This window comes from Kosakonia sp. S42, assembly GCF_016624785.1.
GTDB lineage: Bacteria > Pseudomonadota > Gammaproteobacteria > Enterobacterales > Enterobacteriaceae > Kosakonia > Kosakonia cowanii.
The window spans coordinates 17,621-37,982 of the sequence record NZ_JACVTW010000014.1 but is presented as its reverse complement, the minus strand read 5'-3'; the positions used below and the strand labels follow the sequence as shown (position 1 = coordinate 37,982).

Annotated in this window: 23 protein-coding genes; 14 read left to right on the top strand and 9 right to left on the bottom strand. The window is 57.7% G+C overall.

The annotated features are described in order from the left end of the window. Positions 1–4 precede the first annotated feature (4 nt). The 7 genes from rhaD (at position 5) to rhaM (ending at position 7,074) form a co-directional block, all read left to right on the top strand. Positions 5–835, top strand: coding sequence for a rhamnulose-1-phosphate aldolase (rhaD, locus tag IAE50_RS16130; protein ID WP_023479304.1), 831 nt, complete (start codon positions 5–7; stop codon positions 833–835). Positions 836–951: 116 nt separating this feature from the next. Then, entirely contained in the window at positions 952–1,938 is a 987-nt protein-coding gene (rhaS, locus tag IAE50_RS16125) for a rhamnose ABC transporter substrate-binding protein (RefSeq protein WP_023479368.1), read from the top strand. A gap of 45 nt (positions 1,939–1,983) precedes the next feature. After that, positions 1,984–3,495, top strand: coding sequence for a sugar ABC transporter ATP-binding protein (locus IAE50_RS16120; RefSeq protein WP_200580701.1), 1,512 nt, complete (start codon positions 1,984–1,986; stop codon positions 3,493–3,495). Next, positions 3,492–4,496 carry an ABC transporter permease gene (locus tag IAE50_RS16115; protein ID WP_094422599.1) on the top strand — a complete coding sequence of 335 codons (1,005 nt, stop codon included), beginning with the start codon at positions 3,492–3,494 and terminating at the stop codon, positions 4,494–4,496. The genes IAE50_RS16120 and IAE50_RS16115 overlap by 4 nt, the downstream gene beginning before the upstream one ends. Beyond that, entirely contained in the window at positions 4,493–5,497 is a 1,005-nt protein-coding gene (locus IAE50_RS16110) for an ABC transporter permease (RefSeq protein WP_200135234.1), read from the top strand. Before IAE50_RS16115 ends, IAE50_RS16110 begins: the two co-directional genes overlap by 4 nt. Before the next feature lie 117 nt (positions 5,498–5,614). Further along, positions 5,615–6,763 carry a lactaldehyde reductase gene (gene fucO / locus IAE50_RS16105; protein ID WP_200135233.1) on the top strand — a complete coding sequence of 383 codons (1,149 nt, stop codon included), beginning with the start codon at positions 5,615–5,617 and terminating at the stop codon, positions 6,761–6,763. Continuing rightward, positions 6,760–7,074, top strand: coding sequence for an L-rhamnose mutarotase (gene rhaM, locus IAE50_RS16100; RefSeq protein WP_054804141.1), 315 nt, complete (start codon positions 6,760–6,762; stop codon positions 7,072–7,074). The genes fucO and rhaM overlap by 4 nt, the downstream gene beginning before the upstream one ends. A gap of 42 nt (positions 7,075–7,116) precedes the next feature. On the opposite strand, the gene IAE50_RS16095 is transcribed toward rhaM, so the two are convergent. Beyond that, a complete protein-coding gene (locus IAE50_RS16095; protein WP_023479331.1) occupies positions 7,117–7,665 on the bottom strand; it encodes a helix-turn-helix domain-containing protein in 549 nt (182 codons plus the stop codon). Between the two features lie 101 nt (positions 7,666–7,766). On the opposite strand from IAE50_RS16095, the gene IAE50_RS16090 reads away from it, so the two are divergent. Further along, positions 7,767–8,429 carry an AzlC family ABC transporter permease gene (locus tag IAE50_RS16090; protein ID WP_128483935.1) on the top strand — a complete coding sequence of 221 codons (663 nt, stop codon included), beginning with the start codon at positions 7,767–7,769 and terminating at the stop codon, positions 8,427–8,429. Next, positions 8,429–8,752 (top strand): AzlD domain-containing protein, encoded by a 324-nt coding sequence (locus IAE50_RS16085; RefSeq protein ID WP_042712304.1) that lies wholly within the window; start codon positions 8,429–8,431, stop codon positions 8,750–8,752. Before IAE50_RS16090 ends, IAE50_RS16085 begins: the two co-directional genes overlap by 1 nt. Positions 8,753–8,798: 46 nt before the next feature. On the opposite strand, the gene IAE50_RS16080 is transcribed toward IAE50_RS16085, so the two are convergent. Together IAE50_RS16080 and fdhD are read right to left on the bottom strand one after the other, a co-directional pair. Then, positions 8,799–9,008 carry a YdgH/BhsA/McbA-like domain containing protein gene (locus tag IAE50_RS16080; protein ID WP_124971010.1) on the bottom strand — a complete coding sequence of 70 codons (210 nt, stop codon included), beginning with the start codon at positions 9,006–9,008 and terminating at the stop codon, positions 8,799–8,801. 124 nt (positions 9,009–9,132) lie between these two features. Then, positions 9,133–9,972, bottom strand: a complete 840-nt coding sequence (fdhD, locus tag IAE50_RS16075; protein ID WP_200580700.1) for a formate dehydrogenase accessory sulfurtransferase FdhD — start codon at positions 9,970–9,972, stop codon at positions 9,133–9,135. A 154-nt stretch (positions 9,973–10,126) separates the two neighbouring features. Between fdhD and fdnG the strand changes: the two genes are divergently transcribed. From fdnG to fdhE, 4 genes are read left to right on the top strand one after another with little or no spacing between them, the layout of a single operon-like run. Further along, positions 10,127–13,177: a formate dehydrogenase-N subunit alpha gene (gene fdnG / locus IAE50_RS16070; protein ID WP_200135229.1), complete on the top strand. Its 3,051-nt coding sequence runs from the start codon at positions 10,127–10,129 to the stop codon at positions 13,175–13,177. A gap of 12 nt (positions 13,178–13,189) precedes the next feature. Further along, on the top strand, positions 13,190–14,092 hold the full coding sequence (gene fdxH, locus IAE50_RS16065; protein WP_023479333.1) for a formate dehydrogenase subunit beta: 903 nt from the start codon (positions 13,190–13,192) through the stop codon (positions 14,090–14,092). Next, a complete protein-coding gene (gene fdoI, locus IAE50_RS16060; protein ID WP_023479367.1) occupies positions 14,089–14,727 on the top strand; it encodes a formate dehydrogenase cytochrome b556 subunit in 639 nt (212 codons plus the stop codon). The genes fdxH and fdoI overlap by 4 nt, the downstream gene beginning before the upstream one ends. After that, positions 14,724–15,653 (top strand): formate dehydrogenase accessory protein FdhE, encoded by a 930-nt coding sequence (gene fdhE / locus IAE50_RS16055; RefSeq protein WP_023479362.1) that lies wholly within the window; start codon positions 14,724–14,726, stop codon positions 15,651–15,653. The genes fdoI and fdhE overlap by 4 nt, the downstream gene beginning before the upstream one ends. A 35-nt stretch (positions 15,654–15,688) precedes the next feature. Here fdhE and IAE50_RS16050 read toward each other — a convergent pair whose 3' ends face one another. Next, complete coding sequence (locus IAE50_RS16050; protein ID WP_200580699.1) at positions 15,689–16,057, bottom strand: type II toxin-antitoxin system VapC family toxin; 369 nt, start codon at positions 16,055–16,057, stop codon at positions 15,689–15,691. A gap of 2 nt (positions 16,058–16,059) precedes the next feature. Then, positions 16,060–16,302 (bottom strand): CopG family transcriptional regulator, encoded by a 243-nt coding sequence (locus tag IAE50_RS16045; RefSeq protein ID WP_042712315.1) that lies wholly within the window; start codon positions 16,300–16,302, stop codon positions 16,060–16,062. A 201-nt stretch (positions 16,303–16,503) separates the two neighbouring features. On the opposite strand from IAE50_RS16045, the gene IAE50_RS16040 reads away from it, so the two are divergent. Then, positions 16,504–17,415, top strand: coding sequence for an alpha/beta hydrolase (locus IAE50_RS16040; protein ID WP_200135227.1), 912 nt, complete (start codon positions 16,504–16,506; stop codon positions 17,413–17,415). 53 nt (positions 17,416–17,468) lie between these two features. Here IAE50_RS16040 and fabY read toward each other — a convergent pair whose 3' ends face one another. The 4 genes from fabY to yihX are packed head-to-tail and all read right to left on the bottom strand — an operon-like array spanning position 17,469 to position 20,351. Beyond that, entirely contained in the window at positions 17,469–18,410 is a 942-nt protein-coding gene (gene fabY / locus IAE50_RS16035; protein WP_023479318.1) for a fatty acid biosynthesis protein FabY, read from the bottom strand. 44 nt (positions 18,411–18,454) lie between these two features. Then, positions 18,455–18,889 (bottom strand): D-aminoacyl-tRNA deacylase, encoded by a 435-nt coding sequence (gene dtd, locus IAE50_RS16030; RefSeq protein WP_023479361.1) that lies wholly within the window; start codon positions 18,887–18,889, stop codon positions 18,455–18,457. Continuing rightward, positions 18,886–19,758, bottom strand: a complete 873-nt coding sequence (locus tag IAE50_RS16025; RefSeq protein ID WP_076768859.1) for a virulence factor BrkB family protein — start codon at positions 19,756–19,758, stop codon at positions 18,886–18,888. The genes dtd and IAE50_RS16025 overlap by 4 nt, the downstream gene beginning before the upstream one ends. After that, positions 19,755–20,351 (bottom strand): glucose-1-phosphatase, encoded by a 597-nt coding sequence (gene yihX, locus IAE50_RS16020; protein ID WP_054804144.1) that lies wholly within the window; start codon positions 20,349–20,351, stop codon positions 19,755–19,757. Before yihX ends, IAE50_RS16025 begins: the two co-directional genes overlap by 4 nt. Positions 20,352–20,362 lie beyond the last annotated feature (11 nt).

Sequence of the window (20,362 nt, the reverse complement as noted above, 5' to 3'; positions counted from 1 at the left end):
ATACATGCAGACCATTATTAACGCCTGGTTCGTCCAGGGGATGATTAAAGCGACGACCGACGCCTGGCTAAAAGGCTGGGACGAGCGCAACGGCGGCAACCTGACCCTGCGTCTCGACGATGCGGATATTGCGCCCTATGAAGCAGATTTCCACCCGCAGCCGCGCTACATTCCCCTCAGCCAGCCGATGCCGCTGCTCGCCAACACGCCGTTTATCGTCACTGGCTCCGGCAAATTTTTCCGCAACGTGCAGCTCGATCCAACGGCCAACCTCGGCGTGGTCAAAGTCGACAGCGACGGCGCCGGTTACCACATCCTGTGGGGGCTGACTAACGAAGCGGTGCCCACCTCCGAGCTACCGGCGCACTTCTTGTCCCACTGCGAGCGCATCCAGGCGACCGGCGGCAAAGATCGGGTGATCATGCACTGTCACGCCACCAACCTTATCGCCCTGACCTACGTGCTGGAAAACAGCTCAGATCTGATTACCCGCAAGCTGTGGGAAGGGAGCACCGAGTGCCTGGTGGTCTTCCCGGACGGCGTCGGCATTCTGCCGTGGATGGTGCCGGGCACCGATGAAATCGGCCGTGCCACCGCCAACGACATGCAGAAACATTCGCTGGTGCTGTGGCCGTTCCACGGCGTTTTCGGCAGCGGCCCGACGCTGGATGAAGCTTTTGGTCTGATCGACACCGCAGAAAAATCCGCCGAGGTGTTAGTCAAAGTCTATTCGATGGGCGGTATGAAACAGACCATCACCCGTGAAGAACTGATCGCACTGGGCAAACGCTTCGGCGTCAACCCGCTGCAATCGGCGTTAGACCTGTACCACTAAAAAAACGCGCCCCGCTCACGCAGACGGGGCGAACTCTGTTCACCTGCAAAAAACCACTCCCTGGTGATTTCGGCAACACGAAAGCGAACGGGAGTGTCATCCGTGGAGTACGAGCAATGAAAACAAAAGCAAGCTTGATCCTCACCGTTGTCATGATGGCGTTATCCGGTTCCGCCATCGCCGAAGTGAAAATCGCCCTGGTGGCGAAATCGTTAGGGAATGGTTTTTTTGAAGCCGCCAACACCGGCGCGCAGGAGGCAGCGAAAGAGTTAGGCGACGTTAAAGTGATCTACACCGGGCCGACCACCACCACCGCGGAAGCGCAGATCGAAGTGCTGAACGGCTTGATCGCCCAGGGGGTAGATGCGATCGCCATCTCCGCCAACGATCCGGACGCGGTAGTGCCGGTGCTGAAAAAAGCGATGCAGCGCGGTATCAAAGTAGTGTCGTGGGACTCCGGCGTGGCGAAAGCCGGGCGACAGATCCACCTTAACCCCTCCAACAACGCGCTGATTGGCGAAACCAACGTCAAGCTTGCCGCCGATGCGCTGAAAGCGTTAAACGTTGAGAAGGGCGACGTCGCCATTCTGAGCGCCACGCCCACCTCCACCAACCAGAATATCTGGATTGCGGAGATGAAAAAGGTGCTGCCGAAGTACCCCTCCGTCAATCTGGTCACCGTCGCCTATGGCGACGACCTCTCCGATAAAAGCTACCGCGAAGCGGTCGGCCTGCTGAAGTCTTATCCGGATCTGAAAGTGATTGTCTCCCCCTCCTCCGTCGGCATTGTCGCCGCCGCGCAGGCGGTGAAGGATCAGGGCAAAATCGGCAAAGTCTACGTTACCGGTCTCGGCTTGCCCTCTGAAATGGCGGGCGCCATCAAATCCGGTGCCAGTAAAAGTTTTGCCATCTGGAACCCGATCGATCTTGGCTATGCCGCCACCTATTTAGCGAACGATCTGGTGAAAGGGACGGCGACGAAAACGGAAGCCAGCATGGGCCGCTTAGGGAAAGTGACGCTGGATGCCGACGGCAATGGCGCGATGGCGCAACCGTTCGTCTACGATGCCAGCAATATTGATAAGTTCTCGAAGATGTTCTGACCCTTTCCCCTCTCTGACGGGAGGGGGCAAAACCGGAGAGTTATCATGACGGCATCCACCCCACTGCTGTCGCTTAAGGGCATCAGCAAGCGCTTTCCCGGCGTGCGCGCACTTGAGAACGTACAGCTTGATCTCTGGCCTGGCCACGTAACCGCCCTGATTGGCGAGAACGGCGCGGGCAAATCGACGCTGGTCAAAGTGATGACCGGCATTTATCAGCCCGATGAGGGCGAGATCCTCTATAAAGCGATCCCCATCTCTCTGCCAACGCCCGATGCGGCGCACAGAGTGGGCATTACCGCCATTCACCAGGAGACGGTGCTGTTCGACGAGCTATCGGTCACCGAAAATATTTTTGTCGGCCACTATCTCTATAAAGGGCTGCTGAAAAAGCTCGACTGGCCCGCCATGCACCAGCAGGCGCGGGCACTCCTCGCCAGGCTGGAGGTGCAGATCGATCCGCGCGCGACGCTTAAAACCCTCAGCATTGCCCAGCGCCATATGGTGGCGATTGCCCGCGCGCTCGCCTTTGACGCGCAGGTGGTGATCCTCGACGAGCCGACCGCTGCCCTCTCACAGCACGAGATCCTGGAGTTCTACCACATCGTTGAGCGCCTGAAGCAGGAAGGCAAAGCGATCCTCTTTATCTCGCACAAGTTCGATGAAATTTTCGAACTGGCGGATCACTACACCATTCTGCGCGACGGTGTCTTTATCGAATCTGGTGCCATTAAGGAGATTACTGAAGCGCGGATGGTGACGTTGATGGTCGGGCGTGCGATTAGCCAGAGCTGGCCGAAAATCGCCTGCGAGCCGGGCGAGGTGGTACTGGAGGTGAAGGATCTCTGCCATGCCACCGAGTTCGCCCATATCAACTTCAGCCTGCGCAAAGGGGAGATCCTCGGCTTTTATGGCCTGGTCGGTGCCGGGCGTACCGAGCTGATGCAGGCGCTCTGCGGCGTAACGCGTCCCGCTTCTGGCGACATTATCCTTAACGGCAAAGCGGTGCAGTTCCGCCAGCCGGCGGATGCGATTCAGGCCGGGATTGTCTGCGTGCCGGAAGAGCGCCAGCAGCAGGGAGCGATCAGCGCCCTGTCGATTGCCCAGAACATCAGCCTGCCGCAACTGAGCACGCTCAACGCCAACGGGGTGCTAAACGATGCCAAAGAGTGGGCGCTGGCTGAGGAGTACGCCCGCCGCTTGCAGGTTAAAGCCTTTAGCTGGAAGCAGGCGGTTGAGACGCTCTCCGGCGGTAATCAGCAAAAGGTGGTGATCGGTAAATGGCTCGCCACCCAGCCGCAGGTGATTATTCTCGATGAGCCGACCAAAGGGATCGATATCGGTTCGAAAGCGGCGGTGCACCAGTTTATGTCCGAACTGGTGGCGCAGGGGCTGGCGGTGATTATGGTCTCCTCCGAACTGCCGGAAGTGATGGGGATGGCGGATCGGGTGATCGTCATGCATGAAGGATTGATGGTCGCGCACTACCGGGCCGGAGAAGCGTCGGCAGAAACCATTGTCAGCGCCGCCAGCGGTGCCGGGCAGGAGGCCGCATGATGAACGCACTGCTTAAACATCGTGAAGCGCTGCTCGGCGGGGTAATTGTGCTGCTGATGCTGGCAATCGGCAGCCGCGTACCTGCCTTTATCAGCCCCGGCAACCTGGTAGAGATGTTCAACGATACCGCCATCCTGATTATTCTCGCCCTCGGGCAGATGATGGTGCTGCTGACCAAAGGGATCGATCTGTCGATGGCGGCAAACCTGGCGCTCACCGGCATGATCGTCGCGCTGATTAACTTCCATCACCCGGATGTGCCGGTGTGGGCGTTGCTGCTGCTGGCAACCGCGCTCGGGCTGGTGATGGGGATTATCAACGGCCTGCTGGTGTGGAAACTGGGTATTCCGGCGATTGTGGTGACGCTCGGCACCATGAGCATCTACCGCGGCATTATCTTTCTCCTCTCCGGCGGCGGCTGGGTGAACGCCAACCAGATGAGCGCCGATTTTCTTGCCGTGCCGCGCAGCGGGCTGTTGGGGCTACCGGTGCTGAGCTGGTGCGCTATCGCCGCGCTGCTGCTGGTCGGCTACTTCCTGCGTTACAGCCGCAGCGGACGGGCGCTCTATACCGCAGGCGGCAACGCCACGGCGGCTTACTACACCGGCATCAACGCCGGAAAGATGCAGTTTGTCAGCTTCTGCCTCTCCGGCGCGCTGGCCGGGTTCTGCGGCTATTTGTGGATCTCGCGCTTCGCCGTCGCCTATGTCGATGTCGCCAACGGCTTTGAGCTACAAGTCGTGGCCGCCTGCGTGATTGGCGGCATCAGCACCATGGGCGGCAGCGGGCGCGTGCTCGGCTGTCTGTTTGGCGCGCTGTTCCTCGGCGTTATCAACAATGCCCTGCCGGTGATTGGCGTCTCGCCCTTCTGGCAGATGGCGATCTCCGGCACGGTGATCGTGATTGCGGTGCTGCTCAACGAGCGTGGCAATAAGCGCAAAGGGCGGTTGATCCTGCGCGATGCGGCGCTGGCCCGGCAGAAACAGGCGGTGAAATCATGAGCAAAATCCTCACTTCTGAAGCAGTAAATAGCCCGGCTTCGCCGACGCCACTCTTGCGCCGTCTGCTCTGCTGGGAGGGGTTTTTACTGGCGGTGACGCTGGCGGTGTTTGTGGTCAACGCCCTCGCCTCGCCCTACTTTCTTAATATCTGGAACCTGTCAGACGCCACCTTCAACTTCACTGAGAAGGCGATCATCGTGCTGCCGATGGCGATGCTGATTATCGCCAGGGAGATCGATCTCTCGGTCGCCGCCACCATCGCGCTCAGCTCAACGGCGATGGGCTTTTGCGCACAGGCGGGCGTCGATACGCCACTCTTAGTCTGCGTGGGATTGGGCGTCGGCTTGCTGTGCGGGTTGTTCAACGGCTTTCTGGTGACCCGCTTCAACCTCTCATCGATTGTCATCACCATCGGCACCATGAGCTTGTACCGCGGCATCTCCTACATCCTGCTGGGCGACCAGGCTCTGAATAGCTGGCCGGAGAGCTTCGCGTGGCTCGGCCAGGGCTACGTCTGGGGCGCGCTGTCGTTCGAGTTTGCGCTCTTTATTGTGCTCGGGCTGCTGTTTGCCTTTCTGCTGCATAAAACCAACTTTGGCCGCCGCACTTACGCCATCGGCAATAACCCGACCGCCGCGTGGTATGCCGGGATCAATGTCAAACGCCACAACCTGATCCTCTTTGCGCTGGTGGGGTTAATGGCGGGGCTGGCATCAGTACTGCTCACTTCGCGCCTCGGCAGCACGCGCCCAACTATCGCGCTGGGCTGGGAGCTTTCCGTAGTGACAATGGCGGTGCTCGGCGGCGTCAATATTCTCGGCGGCTCCGGCAGCATGGTCGGCGTGATTATCGCCGCCTTTTTGATGGGGCTGGTGACCTTTGGCCTGAGCCTGCTCAACGTGCCGGGGATCGTGATGTCAATTATTGTTGGCGCGATGCTGATCGTGGTGATTTCACTGCCGATCCTCACCCGCCGCCTGTTGCAGCGCAGGCGGCTGTAGCGCAGGCATGGCTTGCCGGATGGCGGCTTACATCAAAGCGCCAGCGGGAAAAAGTTTCAACCGGCGACAGGGAGCATTGCCGCTGGTCAGGATCCAATCAAATCAAGGAGAAATACGATGAGCTTTATGTTGGCACTGCCGAAAATCAGCCTGCACGGCGCGGGCGCAATTGGCGATATGGTGAAATTGGTGGCAGACAAAGCATGGGGTAAGGCGCTGATTGTCACCGACGGGCAGCTGGTGAAACTCGGTCTGCTCGACAGCCTGTTTACCGCGCTAAAGGCGCACGAGATGCCCTATCAGCTGTTTGATGGCGTCTTCCCCAACCCGACCGAAGCGCTGGTGCAGGAGGGGTTTGCCGCCTATCAGCAGGCAGGCTGTGACTACCTGATCGCCTTCGGCGGCGGTAGCCCAATCGATACCGCGAAAGCGATAAAAATCCTCACCGCGAACCCCGGACCGTCGACCGCTTACTCCGGCGTTGGCAAAGTGAAACACGCCGGGGTGCCGCTGGTGGCAATCAACACCACCGCAGGAACGGCAGCGGAGATGACCAGCAACGCAGTGATTATCGACAGCGAGCGCCAGGTGAAGGAGGTGATTATTGATGCCAACCTGATCCCCGATATCGCCGTCGACGATGCCAGCGTAATGCTGGCGATCCCCGCCGCGGTCACCGCCGCAACCGGCATGGATGCCCTGACCCATGCGGTCGAAGCCTATGTCTCCGTGGGCGCGCATCCGTTAACGGATGCCAACGCGCTGGAGGCGATTCGCCTCATAAACCAGTGGTTGCCGACCGCCGTTGCCAAGGGCGATAACCTTGAGGCACGCGAACAGATGGCTTACGGGCAGTATCTGGCCGGGATGGCCTTTAACAGCGCCGGGCTCGGGCTGGTGCACGCGCTGGCCCACCAGCCGGGCGCGACCCACAATCTGCCGCACGGCGTCTGCAACGCCATCCTGCTGCCGATCATCGAAAACTTTAACCGCCCCCATGCGGTGGCGCGCTTCGCCCGTATCGCGCAGGCGATGGACGTTGATACCCAAGAGATGAGCGAGGAGGCGGCAAGCCAGCAGGCGATTGCTGCCATTCGGGCGCTGAGTGCCAAAGTCGGTATTCCTTCCGGCTTTAGCGCGCTGGGCGTGCGCGAAGCCGATATCGAAGGGTGGCTGGATAAGGCGCTCGCCGATCCGTGTGCGCCCTGCAACCCGCGCAGCGCCAGCCGCGATGAGGTGCGCGAGCTCTATCTGGAGGCATTATGATCCGTAAAGCGTTTGTTATGCAGGTCAACCCCGATGCGCATGAGGAGTACGCGCGTCGCCATAACCCAATTTGGCCGGAGCTGGAAGCGGTGCTGAAAGAGGCGGGTGCGCACCATTACGCCATCTATCTTGATAAAGCACGCAACCTGCTCTTCGCCACGGTGGAGATTGAATCAGAAGCGCGCTGGGAGGCGGTCGCCCGCACCGAGGTGTGTCAACGCTGGTGGAAGCATATGCGCGACGTGATGCCTGCCAATGCCGATAACAGCCCGGTGAGCGCCGAGCTGGAAGAGGTGTTCTATCTGGCGTAAGCCGCTCCCTTCATCCCCTCACTGCACGCAGGGGATGAAGGCTCAATTCTGCTCGGCAACGAGGATCGCCTGCGTATCTGGCTCCAGCGCTTTAAAGATATGCTCGCGATCCGCCGGGTAACAGATGTAATCCCCTTCGTTTAACTCTTCAGGCGCTTCGGTCAGCCCGACCAGCGCCCGTCCCTGCGTCACAATAATGTGCTCGACGGAACCGGCGGGATGCGGATGGGAGATACGATCCGCACCGGGCTGCGTCAGCAGCAGATAGATATCGCGCCGCGCGCCGGGCGGGCAGGTTGCCAGCAATATCGCCTGGTAGTGCGCCTGCTCGGCAACCACTTTGGTGCCTTCACCGCGGCGAATCACCTGCGTTTGCGGATTTTGCGGCTCCAGCAGGCGGGCAAACGGAATATCCAGCGCCACGCAGAGTGCCCACAGGGTTTCGAGGCTCGGATTACCGTTGCCCGCTTCCAGCTGCGAGAGCGTCGATTTCGCAATCCCGGCGCGGCGGGCGATCTCCGCCAGCGAGAGCCCGGTCCGCTGCCGCTCACGCGCCAGGCTTTTGGCGATAATAGCGATGGGTTGTGTCATACCGGCCTTAATGTTCATTTAATCGAACGTTATGTTCGTCTTGAAAAACGGTCTCAGGGTGTTCATTATAATGGATACACGTTCGATATGGCTAAAAAGCGATGTTCACACAACACTTTTCTTCCCTTACACGCGACACGGTTAGAGCGATTGGGCTGGTCTGCCTGGCGGTCGGCGTTGTCGGCGTCTCCTATGGTTCGCTGGCGATGGCCTACGGCTTTCCGCTCTGGGTACCGCTGATGCTCTCAACGCTGGTGCTGGCAGGCGCCTCGGAGTTTATGTTTATCGGGATTGTGGCAAGCGGCGGTAGCCCGCTGGCGGCTGCGGTCGCCGGGCTGCTGGTCAATGCCCGCCATATTCCCTTCGGCGTGACGGTGCGCGAACTGGTAGGAAAACGAGCCGCCGGGTTATTGGGCTGCCACATTATGAATGATGAGAGCGTGGTGTTCGGGCTTTCACAGTCCACCCCGGAACAGCGCAAAGCCGCCTACTGGCTCTGCGGGCTGGGCGTGGCGCTGCTGTGGCCGGTTGGCGTGCTGATCGGCGCATCGGTCGGGGCTTTTCTTCCCGCGCCGGAAACCATCGGTCTGGACGCAGTGTTCCCGGCGATTTTGCTGGCATTAGTGCTGCCGGCGCTGAAAAAGCGCACCACGCTGATACGCGCCTGTAGCGGCGCAGCGCTCTCGCTGGCAACGGTACCCTTCGCGCCGGTGGGGTTACCGGTGCTGCTCTCACTGCTTGGTTTACTGACGAGGAAGCGATAATGGCAAGCGTTGCACTGACTCTTGGCGGTATCGCCATTCTCTCGGTAGGCACCTATCTGATGCGGCTCGGCGGCGCGAAACTGGGCGGGCGTCTGGCGCTGTCGGAACGCGCGCAGGGGCTGCTTTCGGATGCAGCGACCACGCTTTTGTTCGCTGTGGCGCTGGCCGCAATGCTCTATGAAGGGGATCACTTCGCCGGGATGGCGCGGGTTTGCGGCGTGCTGTTTGCGCTGTTTCTCGCCTGGCGCAAGATGCCGTTAATTGTGGTAATTCTGTCGGCAGCGGTGGTGACAGCTCTGCTGCGTCTGGCGGGTCTGCACTAAAACGAAAAAAGCGCCCGTAGGCGCTCTTTCGACGATGGTGCTTAACTTATTTGGTCAGTTCAGCGGTCATGTGAACCTGGTTACCGTTATACGCTTCGGTGATCTGGTAAGAGGCACCAGCCTGCTGTGCCTGGGCGGCGATTTTCGCTTCAGCACCGCTCAGGGTGGTGTCGGTTGCGGTCACGGTTTGCGCAGCAAAAGTACCGAACGAGGAAGCGAGAGCGATAACTGCAACAAAAGTTTTGATGTTTTTCATGAGATAAACCCTTACGTTGTTTTGTTTAATTGAGGCGCCGTGCCTCGATGAAAGTAATGATAGACCTCTACCCTCAAAACAAAAAGCGGAAGGATTTGTTAAACTCTTTCAGTTTTTTTGACGATTATTTAACACCCATTAATCGCTCTGGATGGGTATAAATTGTCGCCCTGCCCGGCTTGCAAAAACCGACCAGCGTCAGGTTACAACGCTCTGCCACTTCTACCGCCAGCGTAGTCGCCGCCGAGACGGCAAAGAGGATTTCGACGCCGCACATCGCCGACTTTTGCACCATCTCATAACTGGCGCGGCTGGAGACCAGCACCGCGCCGGAGGCCCACGTTTCACCGGCGCGCGCCCGGTGCCCAAGCAGCTTATCCAGCGCCACATGGCGACCCACATCTTCATGCCCCCCCGCCAGCTCGCCGGAAGGCAACAGCCATGCGGCGGCGTGAGTACAGCCGCTCAGTTGCCCAATCGGCTGCACGTCGGTTAAGTGCGCGAGCGCATTATCCAGCGCGGCTAAATCAAAAGTCTGGGTGAACGGCAGCGGGGCGATGGGCTTGCCGATATCATTGAGCTGCTCAACGCCGCAGACGCCACAACCGGTGCGCCCCGCCAGCGCGCGGCGACGCTCTTTCAGCCCCATAAAACGGCGGCTGGAGAGATCGATCTGCACCTCCAGCCCGTTACAGGACGGCACAACCTCCATGCCGTAAATGTCGGCGGGGGTTTCAATAATCCCTTCGGATAAGGAGAAGCCGATGGCGAATTCCTCCAGATCTTTTGGCGATGCCATCATCACTACGTGGGAAATACCGTTGTAGACCAGCGCAACAGGCACCTCTTCCGCCAGCATGTCTGGCTGGGCCTGCTGCAGATTGTCACGCTTCCAGAGCACGACTTCGCGTACGCCTGTGACTGATGTTGCATTTTTGTGCTTTTTAGTATGCAAAATGTTCACTTTGTATTAACTACCCTCGAACAAGCGTACCGACATTGTGGTATTCTCCGCGCATATCCTTCTTAAGCAGAGGGATATGCGGCAATTCTGAACCTTTGTGAAATTCACCGCAAAGAAAAAAACGATAAGAGTAATGTCAACCCAGGAGTAACCCATGCAGGTCAGCAGAAGGCAGTTCTTTAAGATCTGCGCTGGCGGTATGGCAGGTACAACGGCTGCAGCACTGGGCTTTGCCCCCAACATTGCACTCGCGGAGACACGGCAATATAAGCTGTTGCGCACCCGCGAAACCCGTAATACTTGCACATATTGTTCCGTGGGCTGTGGGCTATTAATGTATAGCCTCGGCGACGGTGCAAAAAACGCCAAAGCGTCAATTTTCCATATCGAAGGGGACCCGGACCATCCGGTAAACCGAGGCGCGCTCTGCCCGAAAGGGGCAGGTCTGGTGGATTTCATCCACTCTGAAAGCCGCCTGAAATACCCGGAATACCGTGCTCCAGGTTCCGATAAGTGGCAACGCATCACCTGGGAAGATGCCTTTGAGCGCATCGCCAAACTGATGAAAGCCGACCGCGACGCCAACTATGTTGCGCAGAACGCCGAAGGCACCACCGTGAACCGCTGGCTGAGCACCGGGATGCTGTGCGCATCCGCTTCCAGTAATGAAACCGGCTATTTAACCCAGAAATTTACCCGCGCCCTCGGCATGTTAGCCGTCGATAACCAGGCGCGTGTCTGACACGGACCAACGGTAGCAAGTCTTGCTCCAACATTTGGTCGCGGTGCGATGACCAACCACTGGGTTGACATGAAGAACGCCAATCTCATCGTGGTGATGGGAGGGAACGCGGCAGAAGCGCATCCGGTGGGATTCCGCTGGGCGATGGAAGCCAAGATCCACAATGGCGCGAAGCTGATTGTTATCGATCCACGCTTTACGCGAACCGCCTCGGTTGCGGATTTTTATACGCCGATTCGTTCCGGTACTGACATCGCTTTCCTGTCAGGCGTGTTGCTGTACCTGCTGAACAACGAAAAATATAACCGCGAATATACCGAAGCCTATACCAACGCCAGCCTGATCGTGCGTGAAGATTTTGGCTTCGAAGATGGCCTGTTCACCGGCTATGACGCGGAAACACGCAAGTACGACAAAACCACCTGGAACTACGAGCTGGATGAGAAGGGTTTCGCTAAGCGCGATAAAACGCTGACTCACCCGCGCTGCGTGTGGAACCTGCTGAAACAGCACGTTTCCCGCTATACGCCAGAAGTGGTTGAAAATATCTGCGGGACGCCAAAAGCGGACTTCCTGAAGGTGTGCGAGTACATCGCGGAAACCAGCGTGCACGATAAAACCGCGTCGTTCCTCTATGCCCTGGGCTGGACGCAGCACTCCGTCGGCGCGCAGAACATCCGTACCATGGCGATGATCCAGCTGCTGCTCGGCAATATGGGGATGGCAGGCGGCGGCGTAAACGCCCTGCGCGGCCACTCCAATATTCAGGGTCTGACCGATCTTGGCCTGCTGTCGCAGAGCCTGCCGGGTTATATGACGCTGCCGAGCGAGAAGCAGAAGGATCTCCAGACCTACCTGACCGTCAATACGCCGAAACCGCTGCTGGAAGGCCAGGTTAACTACTGGAGCAACTACCCGAAATTCTTCGTCTCGATGATGAAAGCCTTCTTTGGCGACAAAGCGACGGCGGAGAACAGCTGGGGCTTTGACTGGCTGCCGAAGTGGGACAAAGGCTACGACGTTCTGCAGTACTTCGAGATGATGAGCCAGGGCAAGGTCAACGGCTATCTCTGCCAGGGCTTTAACCCGGTCGCCTCGTTCCCGAACAAGAACAAGGTGGTGGCATCTCTGTCGAAACTGAAGTTCCTGGTGACCATCGATCCGCTGAATACGGAAACCTCGACCTTCTGGCAGAACCACGGCGAGTCTAACGATGTCGATCCGTCGACCATCCAGACCGAAGTGTTCCGCCTGCCATCGACCTGCTTTGCTGAAGAGAACGGCTCCATCGTTAACTCCGGCCGCTGGTTGCAGTGGCACTGGAAAGGCGCCGACGCTCCGGGCGAAGCGCTGAACGACGGTGAGATCCTGGCCGGGATCTTCTTACGTCTGCGTAAGATGTATGCCGCAGAGGGTGGCGCGAATCCGGAACAGGTTCTGAACATGACCTGGAACTACTCGACGCCGGAGAATCCGTCGGCGGAAGAAGTAGCAATGGAGAGCAACGGCAAAGCGCTGGTCGATATTATCGATCCGGTAAGCGGCGACGTGCTGGCGAAGAAAGGCAACCAGCTTGGCAGCTTTGCGCACCTGCGCGATGACGGCACCACCTCAAGCGGCTGCTGGATTTTCGCCGGGAGCTGGACGCCGGATGGCAACCAGATGGCGCGCCGCGATAACGCCGATCCGTCAGGCCTTGGCAATACGCTGGGCTGGGCATGGGCGTGGCCGCTCAACCGCCGTATTCTCTACAACCGTGCCTCCGCTGACCCGCAGGGTAACCCGTGGGATCCGAAGCGCAAGCTGCTCAGCTACGCCAACGGCAAGTGGGTGGGTGCAGATATTCCGGACTACAGCACCGCCGCACCTGGCAGTGAAGTCGGGCCGTTTATCATGCAGCCGGAAGGGATGGGTCGCCTCTTCGCTCTCGATAAGATGATGGAAGGGCCGTTCCCGGAACACTACGAGCCGTTTGAAACGCCGCTGGGCACCAACCCGCTGCACCCGAACGTCGTCTCGAACCCTGCCGCGCGCGTCTTTAAAGACGATCTCGCTGCGATGGGTAAAGCCGATAAGTTCCCGTATGTCGGGACCACTTACCGCCTGACCGAGCACTTCCACTACTGGACCAAACACGCGCTGTTGAACTCCATCGCGCAGCCGGAACAGTTTGTGGAGATTGGCGAGAAACTGGCGGGCAAGCTGGGCATTACGCAGGGCGATACCGTGCGCGTCTCCTCCAACCGTGGCTATATCAAAGCCAAAGCGGTGGTGACCAAGCGTATTCGTACCCTGAAAGTGGACGGCAAAGATATCGACACGATTGGTATTCCGATTCACTGGGGTTACGAAGGCGTGGCGAAGAAAGGCTTTATCGCCAACACGCTGACGCCGTTTGTCGGTGATGCGAATACCCAAACGCCGGAGTTCAAGGCGTTCCTGGTGAATGTGGAAAAGGTGTAACGGAGACGACTTATGGCTTATCAATCGCAAGACATCATCCGTCGTTCCGCGACTAACGGTTTCACTCCCGCGCCTCAGGCGCGGGATCACCAGCAGGAAGTGGCGAAGCTTATCGACGTCACCACCTGTATCGGCTGTAAAGCCTGTCAGGTGGCCTGTTCCGAATGGAACGACCTGCGTGATGAGGTGGGGCATAACGTCGGGGTGTATGACAACCCGGCGGATCTGACCGCCAAATCATGGACGGTGATGCGTTTCTCGGAAGTGGAGCAGAACGACAAACTGGAGTGGCTGATTCGTAAAGATGGCTGCATGCACTGCGCCGATCCTGGCTGTCTGAAAGCATGTCCGTCAGAAGGGGCTATCATTCAGTATGCTAACGGCATTGTCGACTTCCAGTCTGAGCAGTGCATTGGCTGCGGTTACTGCATCGCTGGCTGCCCGTTTGATGTGCCGCGCCTGAACCCGGAAGACAACCGCGTCTACAAATGTACGCTGTGTGTTGACCGTGTGACGGTGGGCCAGGAACCGGCCTGCGTGAAAACCTGCCCGACCGGCGCTATCCACTTTGGCTCCAAAGAGGATATGAAAAACCTCGCTGGCGAGCGCGTGGCAGAGCTGAAAACCCGTGGTTACGATAACGCAGGTCTGTACGATCCGGCCGGTGTTGGCGGCACGCACGTGATGTATGTGCTGCACCATGCCAATAACCCGAATCTGTACCACGGTCTGCCGGAGAACCCGGAAATCAGCGCAACCGTGAAGTTCTGGAAAGGGATCTGGAAACCACTTGCGGCGGTCGGCTTTGCTGCCACCTTCGCGGCCAGCATCTTCCACTATGTCGGTGTCGGTCCGAACCGCGCAGAAGAGGAAGAGGACAACCTGCATGAAGAGAAAGACGAGGTGCGCAAATGAGAAAACGTGACACCATCGTGCGCTATTCGGCACCCGAGCGCATCAACCACTGGATCACCGCCTTCTGCTTCGTGCTGGCGTCGGTGAGCGGGCTGGGGTTTTTCTTCCCCTCCTTCAACTGGTTGATGAACATTCTCGGGACGCCGCAGCTGGCGCGTATCCTTCATCCGTTTGTCGGCGTGGTGATGTTTGCCTCGTTTATAATCATGTTTTTCCGCTATTGGCACCATAACCTCATCAATAGGGATGATATCTTTTGGGCGAAGAATATTCGTAAGATCGTCGTCAATGAGGAAGTGGGTGACACCGGGCGCTATAATTTCGGTCAGAAGTGTGTGTTCTGGGCGGCGATTATCTTCCTGGTGTTGCTCCTGGCAAGCGGCGTGGTTATCTGGCGCCCTTACTTTGCACCCGCGTTTCCCATCCCGGTGATCCGCTTAGCGCTGATGGTGCATTCATTTGCAGCAGTTGCGTTAATTGTGGTTATCATGGTGCACATTTATGCCGCCTTGTGGGTTAAAGGCACCATAACCGCAATGGTGGAAGGCTGGGTTACCAGCACCTGGGCGAAGAAACATCACCCGCGCTGGTACCGGGAAGTTCGCAGCAAGACAACGGAAAAACCAACTGAATGAGTATTCGCATAATCCCGCAAGATGAGCTGGAGAAGAGCGAAAAACGCACGGCGGAAGTGATTCCGCCGTTGTTATTCCCCAGACTCAAAAACCTCTATAACCGCCGTGCGGAACGTCTGCGCACGCTGGCAGAGAGTAATCCGCTGGGTGATTATCTGCGTTTTGCCGCGCTTATCGCCCATGCCCAGGAGGTGGTGCTGTATGACCACCCGTTACAACTCGATCTGACGGCGCGTCTTAAAGAAGCTGCCGCGCAGGGCAAGCCGCCGCTTGATATTCATGTCCTGCCGCGCGATACGCACTGGCATAAGCTGCTGCATTCGCTGATCGCCGAGCTGAAGCCGGAGATGAGCGGCCCGGCGCTGGCGGTGATCGAGAACCTGGAAAAAGCTTCCGCACAGGAGCTGGAAGCGATGGCTAGCGCTCTCTTTGCCGCCGACTTCGCCTCCGTCAGCAGCGATAAAGCGCCCTTTATCTGGGCCGCGCTGTCGCTCTACTGGGCGCAGATGGCCAGCCTGATTCCGGGGAAAGCCCGCGCGGAATATGGCGAACAGCGCCAGTTCTGCCCGGTCTGCGGATCGATGCCGGTTTCCAGTACGGTGCACATCGGCAGCAGCCAGGGGCTGCGCTACCTGCACTGCAACCTGTGCGAAACCGAATGGCACGTGGTGCGCGTCAAGTGCAGCAACTGCGAGCAAACCCGCGATCTGCACTACTGGTCGCTGGATAACGAGCAGGCGGCAATCAAAGCGGAAAGCTGCGGCGACTGCGGCACTTACCTGAAGATCCTTTATCAGGAAAAAGACCAGAATGTCGAAGCGGTAGCCGACGATCTTGCGTCGCTGATCCTCGATGCCCGCATGGAGCAGGAAGGGTTCGCCCGTAGCTCCATCAACCCGTTCTTATTCCCCGGCGAAGGGGAGTAAAATCAGCAGGTCGCGGTAAATTTTTGCCCGGCCTGTTACTGATATGGGGTGAAAACCCCTGTTACAGACGCAAAATCTTTGATATTGCGCGTAACGAGGCAACGGCTATGTATCTGAGCTGTTGCAAGAATAATGGCATCGGGCAGCTTCATGCGATACGCCTGGCGCAGCTCAATGCTTCGTTCTGCTATGGGATGGGAAATCTCTATGACCTCAAGCGAATCAAGAAAAGCGCATGTCGCATTTTCCTGCCCTACTTTTTTAGCGCCAACCAGCACTTCAATCCAGCTAATCAGGCTGATGGCGATCCTGCCATTGTAATCTTCAAAAGTGTTAGCAGCCTCTTCCCGGCCATTAAACAGATCAATCAAGATATTGGTATCAAATAACGCAAGGTTGCTCATAGTCACCACTCCTCGCGCAGTTTTCTCTCAAATTCAAGACCATCTTCGCCCTCACCTCCCCATAGACCTAAAGCATTGCGAGCGCTTGTCGTGTTCTGCTTTTCAAGATACTGCTCAACCGCTTCTCGTAATAATTCAGCACGAGGAAGGTTACGCTGCTGCTTTAAGCTATCGAGCCTGCGTATAACATCATCTGATAAATCCAACAAAATACGCCCCATAATCACTCCAGAGAGAACATCCATATATCACCTCAGTATATCGTATGCGTTTATTTTCCAGCCACACGATACGCTGCCATTTTTGCTGGGCAAGTGTCATTTTGAGAAAAAAAACGTTCTTTCGAGCTGGGTTCCACTTTTCATTTTCAGCCCAAAAACCCCGTTTCCATTTCGCAAAAACCAGGCTATAAAACCTGGGTATTTATACAGACAAAGGAATGCGAAATGGCACTGGAACAGGGTATTAGCCAACTGGTAAGCGACTTTATTGCTGCAGGACGGCCCTCCGTCTGCGAGCAGAGTATTGATGACCGGCGCGCGGGGTATCTCGCCAGCACGACGCTGGCAGGCGAGACGGAAACCCGTGTGGAGGTGAGAGAATTCACGCTGGAGAGCATTCGCTTTCGCTGCTACTCGCCGCAAAATGCCACCGATAATCTGCCCGCGCTTATTTACTATCACGGCGGCTGTTTTGTCAGCGGCGGCTTTGATACCCATGATAAACAGCTGCGCCAGCTTGCCTTTTACAGCAGCTGCCGGGTTATCGCCGTGCAGTACCGGCTTGCGCCGGAACACCGCTGGCCAGCGGCACATGATGATGCCCGGCGGGGTGCAGAACTTATCCGGCAAAACGCGCAGCAGCTTGGCATCGATCCTCAGCGCATCACGCTGGCGGGCGATAGCGCAGGCGGACATCTGGCGCTGGTCACGGCGTTGCGCTTAAAAGCCGCAGGTGAGTGGCAGCCTGCTCAGCTGATCCTCATCTACCCGATGCTTGATGCAACCGCCTGGTTCGACAGCTATACCCTTAATGGCGCAGATTATGTGATCACCCGCGAGGCGCTGCTCTCCGGCTATACGCACTATCTTGGCGAGACCGATCGCCTGCTGCCGGATGTCAGCCCGCTGTGGCGCACTGATTTCAACGGCCTGCCGCCGACGCATATTGTGACAGCGGAGTTTGACCCGCTGTGCGATGAAGGTGAGTCGCTCTATCAGCGAATGACCGAACAGGGCGTGGCCTGCTCCTGTTCGCGTTATCTCGGTGTGATACACGGTTTCTTCCAGCTTGCCGGCATCAGCCGCACGGCAGTGGATGTAATCCACGATGTGGCGTCGCGCATCGCCAGGGTGTAACCGGCTATACGGGAAAGCGCGCCTTTCGCGCGCGCTATCGGCAGGCCCAGCGCCTACTCCTCTTCGTTGCCGCCCTCTTCGAACGAGCCGAACGGTTTTGCGGGCAGAACGATATAGATGCCTTCAAAAATCGCGCCCTGCTTATCATCGCCAAACAGCTCTACCTGCATCTGCACGCGCGCTTTTTTCCCGCGCGCCAGGCGGTCGAGATCGCCGCTTAGCGAGCCAAGATCGGCAATCGCGCTCGGTTTACCGCTGATGGGCGAGCTGTAGCGGATATGGGCGTCGGCGAGAATAATTGTGCCGCCGAGATGGCGTTCGCGCAGCATCAGCCAGATAAGACCCCAGCCGGTCAGCGTCGCCAGCGAGAAGAGGCTCCCGGCAAACAGCGTGTGGTGCGGGTTTTGATTGCCGATCTCCGGCATGGTGGTAATAAATTTCTGCCCGGTGTACTGCTGGATGCGCACGCCCATCTTTTCGCTGAGCGGAATATGCTGATACCAGGCCTGTTGCAGCTGACCGCACCAGTCGCCGCGATGAAGAATATCATCCAGCGAGGCGATGGGTTTGATCATCAGAAAATGGCGGATGGGGGTAGTTTGCGGCGCGGTGATTTCGCCTTCGTTGATAAACCCAAGCTTGGCGAAAAAGGGTACCGCATCTTCGCGGGCGCTACAGGTGACGCGCTTAACGCCCTCCTGGCGGGCGACGGATTCCAGGGTCATCGCCATCAGCGTGCCGAGGCCTTTATCCTGTACGGAGGGGTGCACCGCCATAAAGCGAATCGAGCCTTCGTTATCGGCATTGATATAGAGCCGACCAGAGGCAACGATATTACCCTCTTCATCAACCACCATCTGGTGATGCGCCATGGCGTCCCAGGCGTCGCGCTCGGAGCCCTGCGGCTGGTGCAACGGCTTACGTAACATTTCCCAGCGGAACTGGTAGTAACGTTCTAACTCTTCTTCAGTTTGCGGTACGCGAAGATGATACATAGCTGCATTCTCTCTTGTGACCCGGGGCCGCGCCGCAAGCTGGCTCATATCTGTAGCCAGAATGTGACGGGACCATCATTGACCAGCGACACCTGCATATCGGCAGCGAAACGCCCGGTTTGCGTGGCGATTTGCTGACCGCAGTGTGCAACAAAGTGGTTATAGAGCGCCTCGGCTTTTTCCGGCGCCGCGCCGCGCGAAAAGCCCGGACGCATGCCGCGCTCCGTATCGGCTGCCAGCGTAAACTGCGATACCACCAGCACGCTGCCGCCGGCCTGCTGGACATTGAGGTTCATTTTCCCGTCGGCATCGCTAAAGATGCGGTATCCCAGCACTCTTTCACACAGGCGGTTTGCTTTCTGCTCGTCGTCTTCCCTCTCGACGCCCAGTAATACCAGAAGACCCGGGCCAATTTCACCCGTCACCTCTCCCGCCACGCTAACGCTCGCACGGGAAACGCGTTGAATTAATGCAATCATGGTTGGTCTGCTTCTTCTCGTTGTGCTGCTTTTTTAAGTTCGCGGTATTCCCCGAGAGTGACAGTAATTTCAGCCCCAAGCAAGACGATACACCAGGTCCAGTAGACCCAGAGAAACATGATCGGAATAACGGCCAGCACGCCATAAATCAGCTGGTAGGAGGGAAACATGGTGATATATAAGCCAAAACCTTTCTTGCCCAGTTCAAACAGCACCGCCGCAACAAACGCCCCCAGCACCGCATCACGGTTTGGTACGCGCGTAGTCGGAACAATGCTGTAGAGCAGCCAGAACGAGAGCCAGGAGAGGATCAGCGGAAAAATTCGCAGCACATCATCAATCACGCTATTGAGTTCACTCGCCCAGCGCAGCGACAGCAGATAGGAGCTGATTGCCAGACTTGCCCCGGCCAGCAACGGGCCGAGGGTCAGGATCATCCAGTAGACGGCAAATGAGTAGACATGCGGGCGCACGCGGGTGCTGCGCCAGATGGTATTCAGCGCGCTGTCGATGGAGTACATCAGTAAGAGCGAAGTGACCACCAGCCCGCAGGCCCCTACCGCGGTCATCTTCGTCGAGTTAGCGACGAACTGCTCAATGTAGTTCTGGATAACGTCGCCGGTTGTGGGAATGAAATTGGCAAAAATAAAGTGACGCAGCTGGATGCTGATGTCGGAAAACATCGGGAAAACAGCGAACAGTGCGAAGATCACCGCAATCAGCGGCACCAGCGACAGCAGTGAGACGTAGGCGAGATTCCCCGCCAGCGTCGTCATATTGTCATCGTTGATATGTCGCCACAGCAGTTTTGACCAGGCCTGCAGCGACTGCGCACTCCTCTTCGCGCGCTGTTTTACGGCTTCTTTCATAGCAGCTTTGAAAAATAGTCCGGAATGGTGGCCTTGTTAGCGACCAGGATCGACGTAATCCCCACGCGCTCAGCGCCAGCGATATTTTCAGCATTGTCGTCGAAAAAGACGGCATCTTCGGCAGAAAAACCTTCTAGAGTCAGAACCTGCTGATAAATTCTGGATTCGGGTTTACGCATCCCCATCTCTTGCGAGAGATAGATATGATCGGCGGCGGCGCGGATCTCCGGATACTGCTCCGGCCAGAAGGTCGTGTGCAGACGGTTGGTGTTGGACAGCACCACCACACGATCTCCTTTCGCGCGCAGTTTATGCATGATATCGATAACGTCCGGGCGTAGCGCGACGAACACCGCCTGCCAGCCGGTGGAGAATTGCTCATAACTTAACGGCAGCGCCATCTCTTCACACAGGGCTTTGGCGAACTCCTCATCGCTGATCTCCCCGCGTTCATGACGGTGGAAGGCCTCCCCCATGACAAAGTTCTGCTTCAGGGTTGCCAGTGGTACGCGGCTGAAATCGCTCCAGGCTCCGAGCACCCGGTTGAAGTCGATATCGACAATCACATTACCTAAATCAAAGATATAGAGCATTTGCCTCTCCT